Annotated in this window: 1 protein-coding gene; it reads left to right on the top strand. The window is 82.2% G+C overall.

From position 1 onward, the window contains the following. Positions 1-241 (top strand): hypothetical protein (locus GVN67_RS29220; protein WP_200845454.1); only part of this gene is annotated, 241 nt, incomplete at both ends.

Genomic DNA, 241 nt, shown 5'->3' with positions numbered 1-241 from the left:
CCTTGGACGCCATCACCAAGCCTCCTGCCGACCCGCCCCGGGCCCCCATCCCGGCCGCGGCGGCCGGGACGGCCCCGGGGCCGCGGCGCGGCGCGGCGCTGGCGGCGCGCTGGGCCGGGCTGCTGCGCCAGCTGCGCGCCCTGGCCGGGCCGCGCGCCGTGGTGGCCATGGCCCTGCTGCTGCTGGCCGGGGTCCTGGTGGCAGCCTATGGCATTCTGGCCGAGCGCCGCGAGTCCCGCGC

Source organism: Roseomonas sp. 18066 (assembly GCF_902706185.1).
Taxonomy (GTDB): Bacteria; Pseudomonadota; Alphaproteobacteria; order Acetobacterales; family Acetobacteraceae; genus Pseudoroseomonas.
Note: the sequence above shows the minus strand (reverse complement) of the source record. Positions and strands in the feature narration are given on the sequence as shown.